The 19,035-nt window shown below is 51.9% G+C and carries 15 protein-coding genes and 1 riboswitch; of the genes, 6 read left to right on the forward strand and 9 right to left on the reverse strand.

The window, feature by feature from the left end; genetic code table 11:
• Positions 1–205, forward strand: a 205-nt coding sequence (locus A3849_RS09640; RefSeq protein WP_178382651.1) for a transposase, incomplete at its 5' end; no start/stop codon positions are given.
• Between the two features lie 165 nt (positions 206–370).
• Here A3849_RS09640 and galU read toward each other — a convergent pair.
• From galU to A3849_RS09665, 5 genes are all read right to left on the reverse strand, one after another.
• Positions 371–1,258, reverse strand: coding sequence for a UTP--glucose-1-phosphate uridylyltransferase GalU (gene galU, locus A3849_RS09645; protein ID WP_074111208.1), 888 nt, complete (start codon positions 1,256–1,258; stop codon positions 371–373).
• A 274-nt stretch (positions 1,259–1,532) separates the two neighbouring features.
• Positions 1,533–4,052: a U32 family peptidase gene (locus A3849_RS09650; RefSeq protein WP_074111209.1), complete on the reverse strand. Its 2,520-nt coding sequence runs from the start codon at positions 4,050–4,052 to the stop codon at positions 1,533–1,535.
• A 199-nt stretch (positions 4,053–4,251) separates the two neighbouring features.
• Positions 4,252–6,228 (reverse strand): stalk domain-containing protein, encoded by a 1,977-nt coding sequence (locus A3849_RS09655; protein WP_083613425.1) that lies wholly within the window; start codon positions 6,226–6,228, stop codon positions 4,252–4,254.
• Positions 6,197–7,372 (reverse strand): S1C family serine protease, encoded by a 1,176-nt coding sequence (locus A3849_RS09660; RefSeq protein ID WP_074111210.1) that lies wholly within the window; start codon positions 7,370–7,372, stop codon positions 6,197–6,199. Before A3849_RS09660 ends, A3849_RS09655 begins: the two co-directional genes overlap by 32 nt.
• Before the next feature lie 148 nt (positions 7,373–7,520).
• Positions 7,521–7,730, reverse strand: a complete 210-nt coding sequence (locus tag A3849_RS09665; protein ID WP_074087233.1) for a hypothetical protein — start codon at positions 7,728–7,730, stop codon at positions 7,521–7,523.
• A 435-nt stretch (positions 7,731–8,165) separates the two neighbouring features.
• On the opposite strand from A3849_RS09665, the gene A3849_RS09670 reads away from it, so the two are divergent.
• Both A3849_RS09670 and A3849_RS09675 read left to right on the forward strand, forming a co-directional pair.
• Positions 8,166–9,815: a nitrite/sulfite reductase gene (locus A3849_RS09670; RefSeq protein ID WP_074111211.1), complete on the forward strand. Its 1,650-nt coding sequence runs from the start codon at positions 8,166–8,168 to the stop codon at positions 9,813–9,815.
• A gap of 6 nt (positions 9,816–9,821) precedes the next feature.
• Positions 9,822–10,058, forward strand: coding sequence for a DUF3977 family protein (locus A3849_RS09675; RefSeq protein ID WP_074111212.1), 237 nt, complete (start codon positions 9,822–9,824; stop codon positions 10,056–10,058).
• A 103-nt stretch (positions 10,059–10,161) separates the two neighbouring features.
• On the opposite strand, the gene uvrA is transcribed toward A3849_RS09675, so the two are convergent.
• The 3 genes from uvrA to uvrB form a co-directional block, all read right to left on the reverse strand.
• Positions 10,162–13,035 carry an excinuclease ABC subunit UvrA gene (gene uvrA, locus A3849_RS09680; protein WP_074111213.1) on the reverse strand — a complete coding sequence of 958 codons (2,874 nt, stop codon included), beginning with the start codon at positions 13,033–13,035 and terminating at the stop codon, positions 10,162–10,164.
• A gap of 189 nt (positions 13,036–13,224) precedes the next feature.
• A complete protein-coding gene (locus tag A3849_RS09685) occupies positions 13,225–13,596 on the reverse strand; it encodes a hypothetical protein (RefSeq protein ID WP_218619221.1) in 372 nt (123 codons plus the stop codon).
• A gap of 67 nt (positions 13,597–13,663) precedes the next feature.
• Positions 13,664–15,655 carry an excinuclease ABC subunit UvrB gene (gene uvrB, locus A3849_RS09690; protein ID WP_074111215.1) on the reverse strand — a complete coding sequence of 664 codons (1,992 nt, stop codon included), beginning with the start codon at positions 15,653–15,655 and terminating at the stop codon, positions 13,664–13,666.
• Positions 15,656–15,835: 180 nt separating this feature from the next.
• On the opposite strand from uvrB, the gene A3849_RS09695 reads away from it, so the two are divergent.
• The 3 genes from A3849_RS09695 to A3849_RS09705 all read left to right on the forward strand — a co-directional run bounded on the left by A3849_RS09695 (position 15,836) and on the right by A3849_RS09705 (position 18,188).
• On the forward strand, positions 15,836–16,621 hold the full coding sequence (locus tag A3849_RS09695; protein WP_074111216.1) for a flagellar motor protein: 786 nt from the start codon (positions 15,836–15,838) through the stop codon (positions 16,619–16,621).
• Positions 16,618–17,481 (forward strand): flagellar motor protein MotB, encoded by an 864-nt coding sequence (locus A3849_RS09700; protein ID WP_074111217.1) that lies wholly within the window; start codon positions 16,618–16,620, stop codon positions 17,479–17,481. The genes A3849_RS09695 and A3849_RS09700 overlap by 4 nt, the downstream gene beginning before the upstream one ends.
• Positions 17,482–17,552: 71 nt before the next feature.
• Positions 17,553–18,188: a hypothetical protein gene (locus A3849_RS09705; RefSeq protein ID WP_074111218.1), complete on the forward strand. Its 636-nt coding sequence runs from the start codon at positions 17,553–17,555 to the stop codon at positions 18,186–18,188.
• A 130-nt stretch (positions 18,189–18,318) separates the two neighbouring features.
• Here A3849_RS09705 and gcvH read toward each other — a convergent pair whose 3' ends face one another.
• Positions 18,319–18,711 (reverse strand): glycine cleavage system protein GcvH, encoded by a 393-nt coding sequence (gcvH, locus tag A3849_RS09710; protein WP_074111219.1) that lies wholly within the window; start codon positions 18,709–18,711, stop codon positions 18,319–18,321.
• Positions 18,712–18,895: 184 nt separating this feature from the next.
• Positions 18,896–18,991, forward strand: a riboswitch (glycine riboswitch).
• Positions 18,992–19,035: the final 44 nt, after the last annotated feature.

A 19,035-nucleotide genomic window follows, 5' to 3' on the forward strand; every position in this document is an offset into this window, starting at 1 on the left:
TGAGGAAGGTTACGGCCTGGCCGTACGCCGAATGACGGAACCGGAAAGTGTATTTGGACAACTGAAAAATAACCGGGGCTTCCGGCGCTTTCTGCTTCGCGGCATGGAAAAAGTGACGCTTGAGGTCGGTTGGCTTTGCCTTGCCCACAATCTCTTGAAGCAAGCTGCAAATGACCAAAAACAAAGAGCAACATTTCTCCAGTGACGGGAGAAATGTTGCTCTTTTGACCTTTTTACGGTTTTGAAAATGAGAAGGGTTTGTCTCTACTCGTAGAAAACTACTTTTGGGACAGCCCCTTTTGGGATTGAATAATTATTGATTAGAGATGAATCCGGAGACCAGGGTCAAAAAAATGCTGTCCGCAGCCCTTTACTTCGCTGCTTTCTGCGCTTCGCTGTCAATCACTGCTTTGAGGTAGTCGAGCAAGCCTTCCTTGAGCTCCTCATGCTGAAGCGCATAGTGAATGGTGGTCTGGATGAAGCCCATTTTCTCACCGACGTCATGGCGTTTGCCTTCGAAATCATAAGCAATAATGCGCTCCACTTCGCTCAAGCGGGAGATGGCGTCAGTCAGCTGAATTTCACCGCCTACACCCACCTGCTGCTCACCAAGCATGTCAAAGATACGCGGAGTCAGGATATACCGCCCCAGAATCGCGAGGTTGGACGGAGCCTCTTCTCTCTTGGGCTTCTCCACCAGACGATTGGCTTTGAAGACCCGTTCGGCCAATTCCGTACCATCCACCAGACCGTAACGGGAAACCTCTTCCCAAGGTACAGGTTGAACGCCTACAATGGAGGATTTATATTGTTCGTAAATTTCAATCATCTGCTTCAGGCAGGGTTTGTCCGCTTCAACAATATCATCCCCAAGAAGAACAGCAAATGGCTCATTGCCGATAAATTTACGGGCACACCAGATGGCATGACCGAGACCTCTGGGTTCCTTTTGACGGATGTAGTGGATATCGGCCATTTCGGAGGATTTGCGTACAGACTCCAGAAGCTCCCACTTTTGCTTCTCAGCCAGATTGAATTCCAGCTCAAATGAATTGTCGAAATGGTCTTCGATCGCACGTTTGCCTTTCCCCGTTACAATAATGATATCCTCAATACCGGAAGCAACCGCTTCTTCAACAATATACTGGATCGTTGGTTTGTCTACAATCGGCAGCATTTCTTTGGGCATGGCTTTGGTCGCGGGCAGGAAGCGGGTGCCAAGACCGGCTGCGGGAATAATAGCTTTACGGATCTTCATGACAGGACTCCTTCTATGATCTTCTCACATTTCCATTCCCATCCAAAAGGGAAAAGGCATATTTGTTTTAATTATAGCAGTTTTAGGTGTATTTTGGCAGGGATGTTAGTTGAAGCCGCAATGGATATGTACTAAAAAAGGGCCAGTGCGCTAAGAGCCTGTCTACAAGCTTCCTCACTCACACTGACCCTGGAATTGTATTAGGATGAACTACAGGCACTATATAAACAGAACCTGCTTTGTTGCTGATCGAACTCCGCCCGAACGCTCCGGTTTACTTCGCGTTCACCAATTGACCGCGCGTAACTCCAAGCTGGTTGGTAGCCTTGAGGCTTTTCCATACCTGTGTGCCGGAAATCTCTCCGCGCAGTGCACGGCTATAGAGGCTGAGAACTTCAGCAACCTGATCCGGCGTTTCTTCCAGAAATTCGACACGGAAGGAGTTCACACCGAGCTCCCGGAAATTGTTCAGATATTCCGCTCCCGACTGCTCCACTGCGTTGTAGACTGTATTCCGGCAACCCTCATCTACACGAACAGGGTGGGCCATGCCGATGCGGTCCTGCAGGGAAGCCCGCTGCTCCTCGCAGGGGCGGCCGCAGTTCGTATAGTCCGTGCCTTCGCTCATGAAGGTGCAGTAGACACAGTGCTCGGTATGGAACATCGGCAGATGCTGATGGATCACGACCTCCATTCGCGACGTATCGCTGTGTTCCAGCAGATCTACCATCTGCTGGATGTTCAGGTCGTAGGACGGTGTAATTGCGTCGCAGCCTGCGTTCAGGAACAGATCTACCGCTTTGTGATTGGCGATATTCAGGGAGAAATCGCCGATTAGGCGAGGATGTACAGCATCGGGCTGCTCCATGCGGCGCTTCAAATAGTAATAGAGCGCTCCGGTATTGCGCACCAGGACAGCATCCGGCTGCAAACGCAGGATGTTGGCATGGTAGCCGTTCTCACCTGGCATATGAATGCGTGGCGTAGCCAGTGCAATACTGGCCCCCGCAGCCCGTACAGCGTCCACCGCTGCCGGGAACTGCTTGATGAATTCGAAGTCGGCGTATATGTTCTTTACGCCGGCTTCGAGGGCAGCCTGCACCTGCGGCAGGCTGCGGCACAGCACGGTGAGCTCCGCTTCACCGCGCGGAACTGCGGCGCCCCTGCGGGAAGCGCCGCCGTAGACCTCTACCTCCCGTTTCACGTAGACGGGAGGTTTCGGGCGCTCGCCCGCAAGCAGCTCCACCGCCTGGCGGCGGATGCTGTTGAGCTCGCGCATAGGCACGATCACGTCGCCTTCCAGGTGCGACTCCATAGCCTCCAGCTGGAATACGGTCCCGCCCAGGCGGCAGAATTGCTCTTCCAGCAGGGCGGCATCCATCGGACGCTTCTGCGCGGCTTCCAGCAGCAGCTCCGAATCCACACGGACCGTCACGTTCTTCTGAACGTCGGTCCACCAGGTGGCAAGCGGCTCACCCGCCCGCCCCTCTACCTTCACATGCACCGGGAAGACCCGGTAAGGCTTCTCGGTTTCGTAGGTCTGACGCAGCGCCTTGTCCAGCGCAGGGTCATTCGTCTTCCAGATGCGGTCGCCGACATGGAGGCGGCGCAGATCCACGTCATTGCGTCCTGGCACGATATCAATGATCCAGCCTTCCCCGGCTTCTCCTTCCAGCTTCACGCCCTTACGGCGCAGATCGTAGACGCGTCCGCCTTCTTCTTTCTTCGTCGGATCACCAGCGTCAAAAACAATGCCATCTCCACGCTTCAGCGGTGCATGAATGCGGCACACTACACCATCACGCAGAATCTGCTCTACGGTCCCCATATAGACGCCGCGGCTTTTCGGGAAGGTGCCGTCCACAAGCTTTTTATTGTTTGTGCCTTCCAGGAAGCCATGCGTGAAGCCGCGGGAGAAGCTCTGCTGCAGCTCGCGGATATCTTCCTTGGAGGTTGGTGACCAATCCCCTTCAAAATACCGGTCAATTGCCTTACGATATTTACTTACCACATTAGCTACATATTCCGGACTTTTGAGGCGGCCTTCGATTTTGAAGGAGGTGACTCCTGCCTCAATAAGCTCCGGCATCAGATCTATCGCCGCCAGATCCTTAGGCGACAGCAGATAAGTGACATCACCCATCGGCTTGATCTCGCCATCCACCATCAGATCATACGGCAGACGGCAGGCCTGAGCGCATTCCCCGCGGTTAGCAGAGCGTCCGCCCCACATTTCCGAGGTCAGGCACTGGCCGGAATAGGAGACGCACAGCGCCCCATGCACAAAAACTTCCATGGGCAGGCGCGCCTGCTCCCCGATCGTACGGATTTGCTTCAGGTTATTCTCGCGTCCGAGCACTACGCGTTCCAGCCCCCAAGGCTTAGTGAACTCCACCGCCTCCGGTGAAGTAATCGTCATTTGCGTCGAGCCATGGATCGGGAAGTCCGGGGAGATCTCGCGGATCATTTTGACCAGACCTAAATCCTGCACGATAACTGCGTCCACACCCGCATCTACACAGGTATCAATCAGTTCCTTAGCGTCAGGCAGCTCATTCTCAAATACCAGTATGTTAAAGGTCAGGAACCCCTTCACACCATAGCTGTGCAGGAATGCCATAATCTCCGGCAGCTCGTCCATGCGGAAGTTGTTCGCTCTCGCCCGTGCATTAAACTTTTCCACGCCAAAAAAGACAGCGTCTGCCCCATTCGCCACCGCCGCACGCATGCAGTCCCAGTCACCCGCAGGAGCCAGCAGCTCCACGTCTTCTCTGCGTATTCCTTGCTCGTTCATTTATATCCTCCCAAACCGCTTTACCAGCGGGTCATTTAAAGCTTTTTAACCTGTTAATTGTATCAAACATCACACCAGTTCGCCATTGATTTGCCAAGATTTATAGGGATATGGTTAATTTAAAAAAAGAACGCCCCAACCTGCCAAGAATGGCAATAGGACGTTCTTAGTCAGACCACGTAATTATATTCGTAATCCCCTACTCCCCACCCTCCGTTATGTGGAAGGACTTTAGCGTTGTATCGAGAGCTGCTTGTTGGACAGGCGTCGAGTTGGCGTCATTCACGTTTATGGTGAGGGTGTAGACCAGATCATTTTTACCAAAAACCACTTGCTTCATATGTCCTGGGATACCGCCCCTAGTCTGGCGGACCGTCAGCAGCGTGGCCGGGACTCCCGCAAACGTAATCTCCTCCATGCTGATTAGCTGAGGGCCTTTGGGATCATTTTTGCTGTTCTTGTAGTAACTTTGCAGCAAGCCTACCGCATAATCCACGGAACCCTCAGGGGTAGCATTGATCTGGAAGCGTCCGCCGGTGAACCGGTATTCTACAGTCTGACTCTCAAAAACATCCTGATAAGGTATCCACAGCCGTGGAATATCTATGCTGTAGCCGTAGGTCTTGGAGCTTTTGGTTACAACTTGGCTGCGGAGCGCTATGTAATCATCGGTCTCCAGCCTGCCAAAGTTCTCCTTGATCCTGGAAAAATCAATATCTACGGAGCTTAAGATCGTCTTAAAAAGAGCCTTGTCCTCATCCTGCCCCGCTGCTGCCAAATATTCCACGTAGTAGCGGTAGCCGGATTTTTGCAAAAGGATCTGATACTCTGTACTCCAGCCGCTGCCCGGATTCAGATCCGTTTCCTTCACGCGCACAGGCTCACCGGAGACCACGGCCTCTATATCCTTCTGCATGGTATATGCACCCGGCATAAAGGTATCACTAACCTGTGAATCCAGATCTTTGCTCCAGTTCTCCAGTGTAGACCCGGATGGCGCTGAAGAAACCTTTACAAGCAGATGGCTTCCCTTGTTACTCTCGTAATACAGGTGTTGATCATCCATAGTCCAACCTGCAGGAACCTGTAGAGTTATTCCGTAATCGTCGTTGTATCCTTCGCGTAGACCGTTTTTGACCGTTGAGAGATCACGGATACTCTTGTCGCCGGCGTTAAATGAAGGGACAAATGAGTTCAACAGTGAAGCATATTGATTCAGATCCTTGTAATTCCCTGCATTATCATCAGTCAGGTAGAGCTCATATAATTTCCCGTTACTGTAATATTGACGGCCTTCCCACAATGCACCGCTGGAATCCTTACTGACAATCCGGGCGTAGGGAACCTCCGCATTCGGAAAAACCACCCGGTCCAGAATCGTCTCCCCGCCTTCTTCAGCAGCGCGAACCAGTCTCTCCAGCAATTCATCAGGATCTGCTGCTATTTCCAGCGGTGAAGCATGAACCTCCAGATAATACAGATTCTCTGTACTTGTAAAAGTAGCTACACTTTCATTGCCGCCGCTGTCGCCGACCACCAGACCGGATGGATAGTTCATACTCCACCCATAGTAACTGTTGCCAATCCGTGTTTTGCCGACATCACTGTCGATTCCGCCGCTCTCCGGCGTTTCTTCTTCAGCCTCTGACGGCGAGAGCGTGATTAGCAGTCCGCCACCGCTGCCAGGAGAAACCCGCGCTCCCAGAACTCCGGCCACAAAACGCATCGGTACGAGCAGTGTTCCCGAAACCATACGCGGGGGAACGGGTAGCGTGATCTTGACCCCGTCCTTCCAGGCGGTTGTACTGCCGATGGTCATGGCCCCGGTATGGGGCCCGTACATCACCTTGACCACATCGCCCGCTTCAAGGGAGACTCTGCTGCCGAAGGCTTTTTTGAAAACACCCAGCGGCACGAGCACCGTTCCGTTAATCTCTATGGGCTTTTGAATCACAACCTTCTCGCCGTTTACGGTTGCGGTAGTGCTACCGACCTTGAGATTCAGCTGCAGCAGCTTCTGCTCCGCTGCCTGCACCTGCTGGAGTGGCAGAACTGCCAACAGCATTAACACTGCCAGCAACGCGCACATCCCGGACCGTATCATTCTGCTTATTGTCTTCCGGCCTGCTTCCACTGGCAGTCCGCTATTCTTCTGTCTGTGCTTCAGCATCTCCATCACCTTCCGCCTCCTCTCCCCCGGTCAGCGGGTCACCTTGACCCAGCACCAGCTTACGGGTCACAATATCCCCGTCACTTTGCATCAGCAGCTTCACTGCTGTACCCGGTTTATAACTCTTGAACCACTCATTAATATCGACCAGTGAAGCAACACGATGTCCGTCAATCGCATACAGCACATCGCCTGCGGTAATCCCCGCCTGTTCTGCTTCTGCAGATACGACCTTGGTTACAGTCAGCGGGTCCTGTGCAGGCAGCCCAACAATCGCGGACCAGCTCTCCTCAAGCTCCAGGCCCAGGCTGGGACGTTTTACCTCACCATATTTGAACAACTGGTTCATAATGTACTGAACGGTATCTGCCGGAATAGAAAAACCCATATTTTCCACACCAACCGCAGCGTATTTCAGGCTGTTCACCCCCAGCACTTCCCCTTTCATGCTAACCAGCGGACCGCCGCTGTTCCCGGGGTTAATAGCCGTATCACTTTGAATCAGCCGATAGGCGGCATCGACGGCCCGGTTCAGTCCGCTGACCACACCCACCGTAGCCGAATTCCGCAGCGAAAAGGAAATAGGGGTCCCGATAGCAATTACCTTTTCTCCCACCTGGAGCTTGCTTGATGCACTGGCAAACCTGGCGGGCTTCAGGGATTTGGCATTGATTTTGATTAGCGCCAGGTCACTGACTTCATCGATATACGATGTTGTGATACTGTAACTTTTAGCGTCTGACGTTACCACTACCGCGTTCTGCAAGCCTTTTATGACATGCGCATTGGTTATAATCCAGCCGTCCGCTTTGACTATAATTCCCGACCCATGGGTCAGATTGAACCGGTCATCCGGTCCGCTGCTGTGGTCGCCGGAATATTTGCCGATAATGCCCACCACAGAGGGAGATACCTCCTTAATAATCTGCGGCACCGCGTCATCCGTCATTACGACATTCTTTTTGCCGGCAGCTGTTGCAGCTCCTACTTGTTTGAAAACCCCAAGCTTGAAGTCCTTGGCTCCAGCCGGACTACTGCCTGGAATTGCTGCTGCAAGTGCTGAATGGGCACCACTTCCCGTACCGGACAGCAGCACTCCGCACAGTAGCAGGCATAGACTCTTTCTATACTTTCGTTTCCCCCACCACATCCATCTTCACCGGCCCTCTCTGTATCTATGAATTGCTGAAATCTAATGGATATACCTTAAGTAATGATAAAAAGACGCCTTCAGCAGCGCCAGTGGCGGTTAAAGGTGTCTTCCTAGAATATAATGCTCTGCAATTGTCACTTGTGTACTAACTTATCCAGTTCATCACCATTGCATAGTCCGAAACCACGAACACCAGCAGACTCACCACTCCAAAGGCAATGGCGAATTTGTTCTTCTGGGGTGCCCGTAGCAGCCGGATCACTCCAATGAAGATCAGAACGGTGAACAAAATCATAAATACATCGAAGGTATGAAATTTAGACGGTCCTTGCGCGGCAGCTTCAGCAAGCAGCATGGCATTACCTCCCCAAGAGTATTGTCAAGCTAGTTCATCTATTCCATATCTCCTTCTATGTTATCGCTACCATTTCAGTGACGCAATAGAAAATCCTTAAAAACTTATGTAATTGTCACAAAAAATTTTTTTCTCCGGGAAAATATACTGCACATCAGCAATTTAGATCATAGAAGTTGCTGTTGTGCATCTTTGTCAAAGAACTCAGCTTATATCTATTTATTCAACGAATATACCCCTCTTTGAATCTTACGACGGACATGCTCTGCATATGCCTATTTGAACTATCAGCAAGTCCTTATTTATTGATAAACAATCGTTATACTGTAGTGCTACAACCCTCACTGCCGGCCTACTCCAGACTATGTTACCATCGGGCTTATAATCTTAGGGCTTCTTGATTCATCCGATACATAACCAGAAAGGAAGTTAGATATGGCTTACGAACCGATATGGAACGCTTCACCAGAGAAACTGAGCAAATTCGAATTCGTCAAATTGCAGAAGGACGGCCTGGATGTGATCCGCACCATTATTGAAAAATATGCCCTGGAGGGCTACAGCTCCATCCCGGCCGATGATATGGATCTGTTCAAATGGGCCGGGGTGTATCAGCAAAAGCCGCGTGATGGCCATTTCATGATGCGTGTGCGGATCAATACCGGTATTATGACTTCAGGCCAAGCCAGAGCACTGGCTGAAATCGGCAGATTGTACGGGCAGAACATGGTTGATGTCACTACACGCCAAGCCATCCAGTTCCACTGGCTTACTGTCGAGAATCTGCCGGATATCTTCAAGCGTCTCGAAGCCGCCGGACTGTATTCCTTCGAAGCTTGCGGCGACTGTCCGCGGACAATTGTCGGCAACCCGCTGGCAGGGATCGACAAGGATGAGCTGTTTGATACGACGGATATAGTAGAGCAGCTGAATGACTTTTTTATGCTGAACCGTGACTTCTCCAACCTGCCCCGCAAATTCAAAATCTCTGTGTCTGCTAACAAGTACAATAACGCACAAGCGGAAATTAATGATTTGGCTTATACACCTGCGCTAAAAGTCATCGATGGTGTTGAAACTCTGGGGTTCCATCTGATGGTTGGCGGCGGACTGTCAGCCAAACCACATCTGGCGCAAAAGCTTGATGTCTTCGTAAAGCCTGAAGAGGCACTAAAGGTAGCTGCCGGTGTTGTCACACTGTTCCGGGATTACGGCTACCGGGAGAAACGTCATCATGCCCGTCTGAAATTTCTTGTCGCCGATTGGGGCGCGGAGAAATTCAAAGAAAAACTGATTGAAGCCGTAGGCGAGCTGCCCACGCGCGGCGAGGACCAGACGATTGGCTGGCAAGCCGCTTATTTTGACGGAGTCCATCCACAGGTTCAGGAAGGTCTCAGTTATGTTGGCTTGAATGTTCCCGTCGGCCGGATGAACAGCGATGAGCTGGATCAGTTAGCTGAGCTTGCGGATCAGTACGGTGAAGGCAAGCTCCGCACCACAATGTCACAGAACATCATCATCAGCGGGGTTCCGAATGAGAAGCTCAGCGCTCTTCTGGAAGCCCCAGTGCTGCAGCGGCTGTCGCCATCAGCCAAACCCTTCATCAGCCGCACAGTCGCCTGCACGGGCAATGAATTCTGCAACCTGGCCCTCGTCGAGACCAAACAGAGAGCTGTCAGTGTCGCTGCCTATCTAGATGAGCATATCCGGCTTGATGAGAAGCTGCGCATTCACTTCATCGGCTGCCCCAATGCCTGCGGACAAAAGCAGGTTGCCGATATCGGCCTGCAAGGCACGCTGATCAAGACACCGGACGGCATGACCGATGCGTTCGATATTGCTGTTGGTGGAACGCTTGGCTGCGGAGACCATGGTCCTGCAGCTGAATTCGCCCGGCCATTGAAGGGCCGCGTACAGGCAGAACGGGTGGGACCCGTTCTGGAGCAGCTCATTTCCTTCTACACGGAACAGCGTCAAGACCAGGAGAATTTCCATGCATTTACGGGACGCGTAGGCGTACCTGCCCTTCAGGAACAGCTTACCGCTATTTTGAAAGCTGAACCTGTAACTACGTCCAAGGAGTAATGTCTTCTGAAATATATTGAGTTCGGTGTTGGCAACAGATGGCTTCTAAGAACGGAAACAGAACTGACTGATGGCACAGAGATCGAAGAAAAGGGAGTGGTGCACCCTATCAAATTCCACTCATTGTATATTAGAGTATGGATAAGAAAGACCGTATGGATTATGGATTTCAGAGAGGGCTTCAAGCGTTCAAGAAAAACGCGCAATGCCTTCAAAATCATCATCGGGGTCAGCAGTCATTAATTAGTTCCCATTTATGTAAAAGGGCCGTGGTGCATTGCCACGGCCCTTTCTTGTTTTTGGCTACAATCTGGAAACGCCACTGCCCTGCTTCGAATCCTATCGGTTATACGCTATCCGAGGTCTGCAGCTCCAGAGCTTTGGTGCGTTCGGTGTCACGGAGTAATACCGGTTTCAGGTATCTGCCGGTGTAGGACTCCTCCACTTTGATGATCTTCTCCGGTGTTCCTGTAGCAAGAACAGTCCCCCCGCCGCTACCGCCTTCTGGGCCCATATCAATGATATAGTCGGCGGTCTTGATCACATCGAGGTTATGCTCAATGACGAGCACGGATTCACCAGAGTCTACCAGACGATGCAGTACCTCAAGCAGACGGCCTATGTCATCTACATGCAGTCCCGTTGTCGGCTCATCCAGAATGTATAATGTCTTGCCGGTACTGCGCCGGTATAACTCGGAGGCCAGTTTCACCCGCTGTGCCTCACCGCCGGACAAGGTGGTTCCCGGCTGACCAATATTGATGTACCCTAGACCAACATCCAGCAGGGTCTGCATTTTACGGTGAATCTTCGGGATATTCTTAAAGAATTCTGTTGCATCTTCTACGGTCATTTCCAGTACATCGGAGATGCTTTTGCCTTTATACTTCACTTCCAGCGTCTCACGGTTGTAACGTTTACCCTTGCATATTTCGCAGGGAACATAAACATCCGGCAGGAAGTGCATCTCAATCTTAATAATGCCATCCCCACGGCACGCCTCACAGCGTCCGCCTTTGACATTGAAGCTGAACCGGCCTTTCTGGAAGCCACGCACCTTGGCTTCGTTCGTCTTGGAGAACAAATCACGAATATCATCGAAGACGCCCGTATAGGTTGCCGGATTGGAACGCGGTGTACGTCCGATTGGCGACTGGTCAATTTCAATGACTTTGTCCAGGTTTTCCAGCCCGCGGATTTCTTTGTGCTGACCCGGCCGCACCTTGACAGCCTTATTCAGCTGACGCGCTAGACTCTTATAGAGAATCTCATTAATAAGCGAAGACTTGCCCGAACCCGAAACACCGGTTACGGCCGTGAAAACACCAAGTGGAATTTTGACATTCACATTCTTCAGGTTATTCTCTTTGGCCCCGCGGATTTCAATCCAGCGATCATCTGTAGCGCGCCGATCGGAGGTAACCGGAATGAACTTGCGTCCGCTTAAGTACTCTCCGGTCAGGGAATTCGGATCATTCATAATCTCCTGAGGTGTGCCTTGTGCCATAACCTGCCCGCCATGAATACCCGCACCCGGACCAATATCGATAATATAGTCGGCAGCCATCATCGTATCTTCATCATGTTCAACCACAATCAGGGTATTGCCTAAATCACGCATATGCCCAAGTGTTGAGATGAGGCGGTCATTGTCCCGTTGATGCAGTCCAATACTCGGTTCATCGAGAATATACAGCACGCCCATCAGACTGGAACCGATCTGGGTCGCCAGCCTGATCCGCTGCGCTTCACCGCCGGAGAGCGAGCCCGCTGCACGGCTGAGCGTCAAATAGTTCAAACCTACGTTGACCAGGAAGCCGAGCCGGCTGCTGATTTCTTTGAGAATCAGGTTGGCAATGGCTGTTTCCTTCTCACTCAGAGCAATGTTGTCGAAGAATTCAAGGCAATCCCCAATCGACAGATCGGTAACATCGGCAACATTCCGTTCGTTGACTGTTACGGCGAGAATTTCCTTCTTCAATCTTTTGCCTTTGCACACATGGCAAGGTTTGGCACTCATGAAGCCTTCAATGAACTCACGAATGCCATCGGAAGCCGTCTCCCGGTATCGCCGCTCCAGATTGGGAATAATCCCTTCGAAGGCGACAAGCGCGTCCTTCCGCTGGCCAAAGTCATTCTCATAACGGAAGCGGATCTTCTCGCTGCCCGTTCCGTTCAGCAGCTTCTGCATATGTTCTGGCGACAGACTGCTTACCGGCACATTTTGCGGGATTTTGAAATGCTCGCAAACCGACTTCAGAAATTGCGGGTAGTAGTTCGAAGTGCTGCCGGTCCAGGCCAAAAAGGCGCCTTCTTCAATGCTCTTCTCTTGATCAGGAATTAGAAGATCCGGGTCGACAACCATCTTCACACCAAGCCCATCACATTCCGGGCAAGCTCCGAAGGGGCTGTTGAAAGAGAACATCCGCGGCGCTAGTTCCTCGATACTGAACCCGCAGATCGGACAGGCAAAGTTCGAGCTGAACAGCAGCTCCTCCTGGCCAATGATATCAACCAGAATTTGCCCGCCGGACAGTTTCAGCGCGGTCTCCAGCGAATCCGTCAGCCGGGTCGTCACATCCTCCTTGATGACGATCCGGTCCACCACGACCTCAATCGTATGCTTCTTATTCTTCTCGAGCACGATGTCCTCAGTAACCTCACGCAGTTCACCGTTTACGCGCACACGGACAAAGCCTTGCTTCGAGATGTCGCTGAACAGTCCCTTATGTTCACCCTTGCGCCCTGAGATTACCGGTGCCAGAATCTGCAGCCGGGTCTTCTCGGGATACTGCATAATCCGGTCTACCATCTGCTCCACGGTCTGTGACGTAATTTCGATGCCATGATCCGGACAATGCGGATGCCCTACCCGGGCAAACAGCAGCCGGAGGTAGTCATAAATCTCCGTAACCGTACCTACGGTAGAACGCGGGTTGCGGCTTGTTGTCTTCTGGTCAATGGAAATCGCCGGGGATAACCCGTCAATCGAATCAACATCGGGCTTCTCCATCTGGCCCAGAAACTGTCGTGCATACGCTGACAGGGATTCCACATAACGGCGCTGTCCTTCTGCGTAGATCGTATCGAATGCAAGCGACGATTTGCCTGAGCCGCTAAGTCCCGTCAGCACGACGAAGCGGTCACGCGGAATCGTTACGTCAATGTTCTTGAGATTGTGCGCTCGCGCACCCTTAATTACAATATTTTCATTCGCCAACGGTATAACCTCCTAAAGACCTTTTAAAATTGTAAAAATATTTTCCTGAAAAAATTTTCGATCCCTCCCAAACCCTCCCTTAGCCAAGGGAGGGCCCCAAGGGTTGCACCCTCTGGACACCCGCAATGCTACTGACGAAGGAGGGAGGACGGATGGGCTTAGTTGATGTGGACTGAAGAGCACTTGTCCCTAAAGGGACCGCTGGAATGTAGGCGCTTCTGGGAAAACCGCTGTCCCTTCGGGATGCGCAAACTGCAAACTGCGGGCTGTCCCTTCGGGATGCGCAAACTGCAAACTGCAGGCTGTCCCTTCGGGATGCGCAAACTGCAAACTGCAGGCTGTCCCTTCGGGATGCGCAAACTGCAAACTGCGGGCTGTCCCTTCGGGATGCGCAAACTGCAAACTGCGGGCTGTCCCTTCGGGATGCGCAAACTGCAAACTGCAGGCTGTCCCTTCGGGATGCGCAAACTGCAAATTGCGGGCTGTCCCTTCGGGATGCGCAAACTGCAAACTGCGGGCTGTCCCTTCGGGATGCGCAAGAAAGATGAGCAATTTATCCAAAAGGAACGGCCATATGCAGCGCCGTTCCTGTACTTTATTGTAAATCAAGTATGCATATGGCACTGCCTCACTCTGCCCGAAGCTCCAGCAGAGCATCGCGCAGCTCTGCGGCACGCTCGAATTGCAGATTCTTGGCAGCATCCTTCATCTCGGCCTCAAGACGCTGCATCAGGCTTTGACGGTCCTTCTTGCTCATCTTGCCGCCCACGCCGGTGAGATATTCGGCCTTGGACTCGGCAACCTTAGTCGCCTCGATGATTTCGCGAACTTTTTTGTTGATCGTAGTGGGTGTGATTCCATGCTTCTCGTTATAGGCAATCTGCGTTTCCCGGCGGCGCTGGGTTTCGAACATAGCCTTTTCCATCGAGTCTGTGATACGGTCACCGTACATGATTACACGGCCATTGGAGTTACGTGCCGCACGGCCGATGGTCTGAATGAGTGAACGCTCGGAGCGCAGGAAACCCTCCTTGTCGGCATCAAGAATCGCTACGAGGGATACCTCCGGCAAATCCAGACCCTCTCGCAATAAATTGATCCCCACGAGAACATGGAAGGCGCCTAACCGGAGATCACGCAGAATCGCCATACGCTCCAGCGTCTTAATGTCAGAGTGCATGTAGCGGACCTTGATTCCGATTTCCTTGAAATAATCAGTCAAGTCCTCGGACATTTTCTTGGTCAGAGTCGTAACCAGTACACGCTCGTCGCGCTCCACCCGGTCACGGATTTCACTGATCAGATCATCAATCTGCCCCTCTGTCGGACGAACCTCGATAATCGGGTCCAAAAGACCCGTAGGCCGGATAATCTGCTGAATCATCGTCTGGCAATGTTCAATTTCATAAGGGCCTGGTGTGGCGGACACATATACAATCTGAGTCACCTTGTCTTCGAATTCTTCGAACTGCAGCGGCCGGTTGTCCAGCGCGGACGGCAGGCGGAAGCCATGCTCCACGAGAACTGTCTTGCGCGCGCGGTCACCGTTGTACATCGCCCGGATCTGTGGCAATGTCGCATGGGACTCGTCGATTACAATCAGCATATCGTCAGGAAAATAATCCATAAGTGTGTATGGGGTTGCTCCCGGCTCACGGAAGGTGAGCGGTCCGGAATAGTTCTCGATCCCGGAGCAGAAGCCGACTTCCTTCATCATCTCAATATCGTAACGGGTCCTCTGCTCCAGACGCTGGGCCTCCAGCAGTTTGCCTGCATCCCGGAGCACAGCCAGCCGTTCTTCCAGCTCACGCTCAATATTAACCAGAGCCACACGCATGGTTTCTTCCTGGGTGACAAAGTGCGATGCCGGGAAAATAGCCACATGGTCGCGTTCCCCGATCAATTCTCCGGTCAATACATCAATTTCAGTAATCCGTTCCACCTCATCACCGAACAGTTCTACACGGATGGCATGCTCGCCTTGTGAAGCCGGGAAGATCTCCACCACATCACCGCGCACGCGAAAAGTGCCCCGCACAAAGTTAATGTCGTTGCGTTGGTACTGGATATCCACGAGCCGGCTCAGAATCTGATTCCGCGGCTTCTCCATACCCACACGCAGCGACAGCAGCAGGCTTCCGTATTCCTGCGGAGAACCGAGGCCGTAAATACAGGAAACACTGGCCACAATGATGACGTCACGCCGTTCGAACAAGGAACTGGTCGCTGAGTGGCGAAGCTTATCAATCTCTTCATTTATGCTGGAATCTTTCTCGATGTAGGTGTCGGAGGAGGGAATGTACGCCTCTGGCTGGTAATAATCGTAGTAACTGACAAAGTAGTCTACAGAATTGCTTGGAAAAAACTCCTTGAACTCACTCGCAAGCTGGGCAGCCAGCGTCTTGTTGTGCGCAATAACCAGCGTGGGCCGGTTCAGCTTGGAAATCATTTGTGCGATGGTAAAGGTCTTCCCTGTACCGGTCGCTCCCAGCAGCGTCTGGTGCTTCTTGCCCTGCCGGATGCCGTCTACTAATTCCTGTATGGCATGAGGCTGATCGCCCTGGGGTGTGTACTCGGACTCCAACTGAAAAGTCTGCGTACTGACGACAATATCATTCATTTGCCCGTCTCCCCTCTATCGTCTAAAATATATAAATATATTATAATTGTGGCCCTGATGATTCTCTCTCCATACGTTCTGAAATATATGGAAGATAAGAATACTTGTTCCCGTTTATTATACAGTGTTGCCCAGATTCATGCAAACCATAATATATAGAAATTTAAGGAGCTTGAACTCATGGATATTACTTCAATTATCGGCTTGCTGGCTGGTCTGGCAGCACTCATCGGCGGCTTTTTCTGGGAAGGCGGAAGCCTGTCCGGCCTGCTGCAGTTAAATGCTGCACTCATCGTATTCGGAGGCACGCTTGCCGCCGTGCTGATCAGCTTCCCGGCCTCCAGACTGCGCTGCGTGCCAGCGGCGGTGCGGGTAGCTTTTGGCAGACATGCGGACACCATGGAAGAACAGGCAGAAGAGCTGATCTCCATGGCCACAGTCACAAGACGCGGCGGTGTGCTGGCCCTGGAGAAAAGAGCCGAAGAGCATCCCGACCCCTTTACCAGTGAAGGACTCATGCTCATTGTTGACGGAACAGACCCCGAGCAGGTCCGGCAGATTCTGGAGCTGGAGATGGATGCTAAAGAGCTCAAATACGAAGGCTATGCCAAAATTTTTGAAGCCGCAGGCGGCTATGCGCCCACCATGGGCATCATCGGTACGGTTATGGGTCTGATCCGCGTGCTCAGCAGTCTTACCGATCCTTCTAACTTGGGAGCTTCCATCGCAGTTGCTTTTACAGCGACTCTATACGGTGTGGCCAGCGCTAATCTAATATTTTTACCCATTGCCTCCAAGATCAAATCCCGCAGCCAAAGTGAGCTGGGTACTATGGAAATGCTTATGGTAGGCATTCTTGCCCTGCAGAACGGGGATCATCCCCAGCTTGTGCGTAAAAAACTCCGTTCCTTCTTGAACCGTTCCGCCAAGGAACACGGCAGCGATATTACCAGAGGTCCCTCATGAGACAGAGAAACCGCAGAAAGCCTCGCACAGATGGACGGGAAAACCGCGACCGTTGGATGATCACCTATGCAGATCTGATTACACTGCTGCTTATTTTCTTCGTGATTTTGTTTGCCATGAGCAGTTTGGATACACATAAGTTCAACATCGTCACGAGCTCTTTATCGGACACTTTTAGAAGCGGAAATCCGGTATTAGATGGTGGAAATGGTGTTCTGGATGGTCAAAAAGGGCTGCAATCCGCAGGAACGGGGAATGGGAAGAACGGGGGGAGCGGAGACAGCTCTGATACAGGTCAGGAGCAGGAAAATGCAGCTACCGGCCCGGCGGCCAGTCCACCCCCTGCCGACCCGGAGCCTTCGGCGCGTGAGCAGGCCTTCCGCGAGCAGGAAGCCAAACTGGCTGCGCTCATGGGCGTCATCACCCAATATGTCAAAGACAACAATCTGGGTGACCAGATCTTTGTGGCGGATAAACCGCAAGGCATTGCGATTACGCTCAGCAACCGTTACTTGTTCGATGTCGGCAGGGCCGAGCTCAAAGCGCCCGCGCTCCCCGCGCTGCGGCAGCTGTCAGGACTATTCCGCGGCATTGGAGCAACAATCAGTATCGAAGGCCATACTGATAATACGCCGGTGTCTGCCGGTTCCCGTTATAACGACAACTGGGAATTATCCGGCGCCCGTGCCCTCTCGGTGCTGCGCTTCTTTTTAGATAAAGAGGGATTGAACCCGGATACGTTTCAATATGCCGGATATGCAGATACCCGTCCAGCAGTGAGCAATTCCACTCCAGAAGGACGGCAGAAAAACCGGCGCGTGGAGATTACGGTGCTGCGGCAACTTCAGGAAGAGGAGTAGCATTACCTTTCAGCTCAGAGTCAGCAGAAGACCAATGAATATACTTGTGCTGGTAAAGGAGACTGAACGCGATGCAGGCCACTGAAGGAGCAACACCTGACCCCACCCGTTTTTCGAGGAATTTGCGGCTTTTCGTATCATTGATGGTTACCGCTTTTTTTCAAATTTTCTTCACCCCGCTGGCTGGTGCTGCCGTCGCAATCCTGATGTTATTCTCGCCATACTCCATTTTCTGGGGGAATAGTACTGCAGCATATAGCGCCAGTGATCTGTTATGGATGGGCGGGAATTTTCTGCTGGCCGGGGGGGCATTTGCCCTGCTCTGGCTCGGGTATTGGTGGATGCTGTATGGGCTGGCAGAAGACCGGCACATCCGTTTGTTCCCCTTGCACGTCCTTTTCGCCTATTTCCCGCTTCTTTTTTTTCTGTACCAGATTGATCCTGGATATGATCCTATGGCGATGATCGTGGGCAATGCCGGGGAGTCGACCTTCATGGTATGCATGGCTATGACTCTTGCGATACTGTTCCCCTTATACTCGTTTGGCGTGTACTATTTCGTGCTAAGGCCTGCGGGACGGCCACGGAAGCGTTACCGTTTCACCCTGCTCTGCATGGTGTTCGCGGTTATTGCGATCGCCCTGCTTCCTGTGTTATGGCACATCGCACCGCTGCTGTATCCCGGGCTTCTCGAATTCCCTAATTAGCGGCAGATTCCAATGTATGAGTACACATGAAAAATCACAAAAAGACAGACCTCACACATTAGTAACACGAATTGTGATGTGAAGGCCTGTCTCTATTTTATATGCCGGAAACTAGTGTCCGCAGGGTATTCTATTCTTCAATTAACTTGCCATAAGCTGCCGCATCCAGCAGTCCGGACGCCACTTCGGCAAACTCCCCAGTGATTTCCAGTTCAAAAATCCATCCGCCGCTGTAAGGCTGATCGTTAATCAGCTCCGGGCTGGCTTCGAGTGCATCGTTGATTCTGGTCACTGTTCCCGATACCGGAGAATAGAGCTCAGATACCGTCTTGACGGATTCGATGCTGCCTACGCTGTCGCCAGCCGAGAGGGCCGCACCCACTTCAGGAAACTCCACGAATACGATATCACCAAGCAAATGCTGGGCATGATCCGTAATTCCGACACGTACTATGCGCCCTTCACCCTGCTGTGCCCATTCATGCTCTTCGCTGTACAACAGGTTGTCTAGCACTTCACTCATTCTTAAGCCGCCTCTTTTCCAAATTTGGAGTTGTAAAATTAGTTATAGACTAAGTTATTGCGCCGCTCAATGTCAATATAACTGACAGGAAAATAAAATTTGTCATCTTTTTGACGTTTTTTTGTTGACAGCGGAGTTGTATACCCGCTTTAATGGAGTCAGTAGAAAACAATACGGTTTGCGAATGATGGCATAGGGAGAGACTGTCTCTGAGAAGACAGCGCCGAAGGAGTAAGCCCGGGAGGGTGAATCTCTCAGGCAAAAGGACCTTTGCCGGACGCATCTCTGGAGAGCTATCTGAAACCTGCCCGGCAGGGATTCAGA

It is taken from the genome of Paenibacillus sp. P46E, assembly GCF_001909095.1.
GTDB lineage: Bacteria > Bacillota > Bacilli > Paenibacillales > Paenibacillaceae > Paenibacillus_AQ > Paenibacillus_AQ helianthi.

Bases quoted from the DNA above. Each gene is read 5' to 3' on its own strand.
- galU (WP_074111208.1), bottom strand. From the start codon at position 1,258: ATGAAGATCCGTAAAGCTATTATTCCCGCAGCCGGTCTTGGCACCCGC.
- A3849_RS09650 (WP_074111209.1), bottom strand. From the start codon at position 4,052: ATGAACGAGCAAGGAATACGCAGAGAAGACGTGGAGCTGCTGGCTCCT.
- A3849_RS09655 (WP_083613425.1), bottom strand. From the start codon at position 6,228: ATGGAGATGCTGAAGCACAGACAGAAGAATAGCGGACTGCCAGTGGAA.
- A3849_RS09660 (WP_074111210.1), bottom strand. From the start codon at position 7,372: ATGTGGTGGGGGAAACGAAAGTATAGAAAGAGTCTATGCCTGCTACTG.
- A3849_RS09665 (WP_074087233.1), bottom strand. From the start codon at position 7,730: ATGCTGCTTGCTGAAGCTGCCGCGCAAGGACCGTCTAAATTTCATACC.
- A3849_RS09670 (WP_074111211.1), top strand. From the start codon at position 8,166: ATGGCTTACGAACCGATATGGAACGCTTCACCAGAGAAACTGAGCAAA.
- uvrB (WP_074111215.1), bottom strand. From the start codon at position 15,655: ATGAATGATATTGTCGTCAGTACGCAGACTTTTCAGTTGGAGTCCGAG.
- A3849_RS09695 (WP_074111216.1), top strand. From the start codon at position 15,836: ATGGATATTACTTCAATTATCGGCTTGCTGGCTGGTCTGGCAGCACTC.
- A3849_RS09700 (WP_074111217.1), top strand. From the start codon at position 16,618: ATGAGACAGAGAAACCGCAGAAAGCCTCGCACAGATGGACGGGAAAAC.
- A3849_RS09705 (WP_074111218.1), top strand. From the start codon at position 17,553: ATGCAGGCCACTGAAGGAGCAACACCTGACCCCACCCGTTTTTCGAGG.
- gcvH (WP_074111219.1), bottom strand. From the start codon at position 18,711: ATGAGTGAAGTGCTAGACAACCTGTTGTACAGCGAAGAGCATGAATGG.